We start from the raw sequence: 3,341 nt of genomic DNA, 5'->3' as shown, positions 1-3,341 counted from the left end.
GAAGATTGCACTCACCAAAAAACGCAGAAAATGGTTCGTCGGAATTTGGGATTACCCCATAGACTTATCTCAAAAAATTTCAACTGCGTGATTTGGGTTAAATTCAAATTTGTCAAACTTACAAAGAATAGCTTCCTGCCAATCGTTTTGATAAATTGCAGCAACACCTGTTTCTAAATTTGCTAATTCTTTTATTTGATTTTCATTTAGATTCATTGCATTTCCAACTAATTTTCTGTCTTCAAAATCGGGTAAACGCAAACATATTTTAGTATTTGTATTACGAATTACTGACATATCTAATAACCCAGGTGCTTGGTCTGCAATAATAAATCCTTCTCCATAAGTTCGCATTTCGGCAATAGCATTTGAAATCATTTCTACAGATTTTCCTGCTAAATTTGCCCCATCAGCCGATTGATCTGTAGATGTTCTTTTTAATAAATTATGTGCTTCTTCAAGTATAGTGATATGTTTTAAATTACTGTTACTTTCATTTTTGTTAGTGATGCGGTATTCATTTAACTTCATAAACAAAATCCCCATAAACAATGCTTTCCCTTCTGATGATGCAACACGAGATAAATCGACAATAACATTTTTGTCAAATAAATCCTCTTCAGAAATACACTCGTTTGTAAAAATTAATTTGTTTAAACCATTGGTCATACTGCGAACACGTGTTACCAAAGCTCCTTGGTAATTGCTTTTTACTTCGTGTGAAAAGTCACTGTTTTCAATAACATTTTCCAACGATTTTAATAAATCCAAAAATAAAGGATATTCTTTTTTATCTGCAATACAACGAGATTCATCTAAAAGCCATCCTTTTGAAATATAGGCATCTTCGACTGCTTCTTTAAGTAAATTTGGCATTGCCGCCTCCATAGGCCAACAAGCATTTAGAATTTCTATGAATCTATCAATATGTTCGTAGACGTGAATGTTTTCCTGAAATGCAAATGGATTGATTTTAAGTAATTGTGTATAATTTGGGTTTGTACCATAAACTGCAACATTCTTTCTTCCGCCAAATTCATCTTTGTATTCTCCTTTTGTGGGTTCTATCACTAAGAAATTAATATTTTTTTCACATAGCTTATCAATTAAATTGTAAGTTACGTTTGATTTTCCTGAACCTGTGCTGCCCGTAACAAAAATATGGCTGGTAAATTTGTTGAAATCCAATACTATATCATTGGTAAATATTTGGTCGTAATTATAAAGTTTACCTATTTTAATATTGTTTTTAACTTCTTTTTCGGGATTATTACCAAATGGAGTAATTTCAACCACATCTAAACCAACTACTGATTTATGAGGAAAATTTATTTGAACAGTTAATTCATCGGTTGTAATAGGCTGTGCCAAATAACCGTAATTATGTAATTGTGGGATTTGATAGTTTTGCAAGTATTCTTTTACCTTTTCTCTTTCGTTTGCATTAATAGAGTTAAATGTTTTTACAACAGCGGTTTCGAAGTTTGATTCTGCACCTTTAATAACTCCGTTGTAAATATTAGCTGCAATAACGCCATTTTGTGCTTCGTTAGAAATAAAATAAGCACCCACATTCCAAAAACCTATACCTTTACCTTGTTCTAAACGTTCAATTTGTTTGTCTAGCCGGTCTAAAAAGTTAGATACTTTTTTGTTTGTAAATGTTTTTTGATGAGATTTTGAGGTGCCTGTGGAAGTATTTTCTCCTTCAGTAGTATTTTTACTAGTTCCTTCTACAGTAGATGTTGTTTCAGAATGATTTGTGCCTTTTGTCTTACTACCATCTGTTTTGGTTTTTAAATCTGGTTTAATCTTAAAATCTGGTTCTTTATTTAATTGAGTTTGAATATTACGTATATCATTACCAATTGTTAAATCAAGTACTTTAGAGATGGTGTTAAGGCTCCATTCTAATCCGTGAGATATGCTATCAGCATTTTTTGAGCCTGTTCCAAAAAAACCATTCATTAGCTTTCTTCCAAACCAAGGTCCAGAATTTGTTGTTGTAGATTCATTTGTACCTTCTGTAACACTTGCAGATGTTGAAGATGTACTACCTATTGAAGTACTGAATGAAGTGGAATTCGACTCATTTTCTCCATCTGTTATAACAAATTCTTTTTCGCTAGATAATACACTGTAAATTTGTTCGTAAGTATCTAAAGTAAATTCTACTTGGTTTGCAGGAACAGGATCGCCAATAAAAATAGCAGTAAATGGTTTACCATTCATTCCTAAAATAAGGTTTTCGATTCCCTGAATAAACTGATCTTCTTCTTGGTCTTTTAACGATGGTGTACCTACAACTGCTGTTATTTCTTTGCAATCGTTAAGAATTTTATTTTGTAAATCGCTTACTTCATCATTTTTTAAAGCACCATCACTTCCTTCGTTTTCTACAAATATTGTTCCCGGAAAATTTCCTTTTAATGCTCCGGTTAATACTTTAGATGCGTTTGTAACTGCTTTAGATTTTACGCCAATATATATAGTACATTGTGTACCATTAGAAACAATTTTAAAAATCACCGAACTATTTACAGAATGTAATGCACTAAAAACTGATTTAAGTTTATACGATATTTTAATATCTTTTTCATAAACAAATTTTTCAAGTTCAAAAAAGCGAGTTTGAGTAATTAAATCTTCAGATGTTTGTATATCGTTAATAGGTAGAATGCTAATATCTTCTTCTAAATATTTTTTTTGTAAATTGAACTGTATGGCATCAAAATCAATAATAGTTGTAACTTGTTGATTTGTTTTTTGAATTTCTGTACTCATTAATCTAAAATTCTATATAAAATATACACAGTAATACCCACACCTACAGCCACTGCAACTATTTTGGCTACTTTATTTTTATCTGTTGCAGGTTCATTTTCGTAGATATATTCTTTGTTGGCGTAAACTTCATTATACAAGTCTACCAAAACATTATAACGTTCTTCTGAATAATTTTCACCCAAATTAAATTGCTCTTCAGAAAAACATCTTTCTTTATCATTTATATTTGATACTTCTAAATCTTTATTTTCATCGAAACGAAAATCACTTTTATCTAAAGCATACCGAATAGCTTTATTGATTTCTTCTCTATTACCTTGAAGAAAAAAGATATTATCTATTAGGATACGTTTAATTTCTTTTATGTCATTATTTTGAATATTTTGTAATAAAGGCTTATTATCTGTAAAATTTCTCATATTAGTTTCTTCTAAAATTTTTTATATCAATTGTCAATTTTTTTATGAATATCCGTAATTTATCATAACTTTTGTATATTTGTAGTAATCAAACAATTAGATATGAATTTATTCAGTTTTTCAGCACATTTTGGG

At 30.1% G+C, this 3,341-nt stretch carries 2 protein-coding genes; both read right to left on the bottom strand.

Translation table 11 applies throughout. The features are described 5' to 3' along the window. Positions 1-69: 69 nt before the first annotated feature. A complete protein-coding gene (locus IV513_RS15170) occupies positions 70-2,784 on the bottom strand; it encodes an ATP-binding protein (protein WP_209391400.1) in 2,715 nt (904 codons plus the stop codon). Next, positions 2,784-3,206, bottom strand: coding sequence for a DUF1163 domain-containing protein (locus IV513_RS15165; protein WP_209391399.1), 423 nt, complete (start codon positions 3,204-3,206; stop codon positions 2,784-2,786). The genes IV513_RS15170 and IV513_RS15165 overlap by 1 nt, the downstream gene beginning before the upstream one ends. Positions 3,207-3,341: the final 135 nt, after the last annotated feature.

The organism is Chryseobacterium sp. RR2-3-20, assembly GCF_017808115.1.
GTDB lineage: Bacteria > Bacteroidota > Bacteroidia > Flavobacteriales > Weeksellaceae > Chryseobacterium > Chryseobacterium oryzae.
The sequence above is the reverse complement of the archived record's forward strand: the minus strand, read 5'-3'. Positions and strand labels throughout refer to the sequence as shown.

What these genes read in the sequence shown, in the direction of transcription:
- IV513_RS15170 (WP_209391400.1), bottom strand. Translation starts at nt 2,784, where the DNA reads ATGAGTACAGAAATTCAAAAAACAAATCAACAAGTTACAACTATTATT.
- IV513_RS15165 (WP_209391399.1), bottom strand. Translation starts at nt 3,206, where the DNA reads ATGAGAAATTTTACAGATAATAAGCCTTTATTACAAAATATTCAAAAT.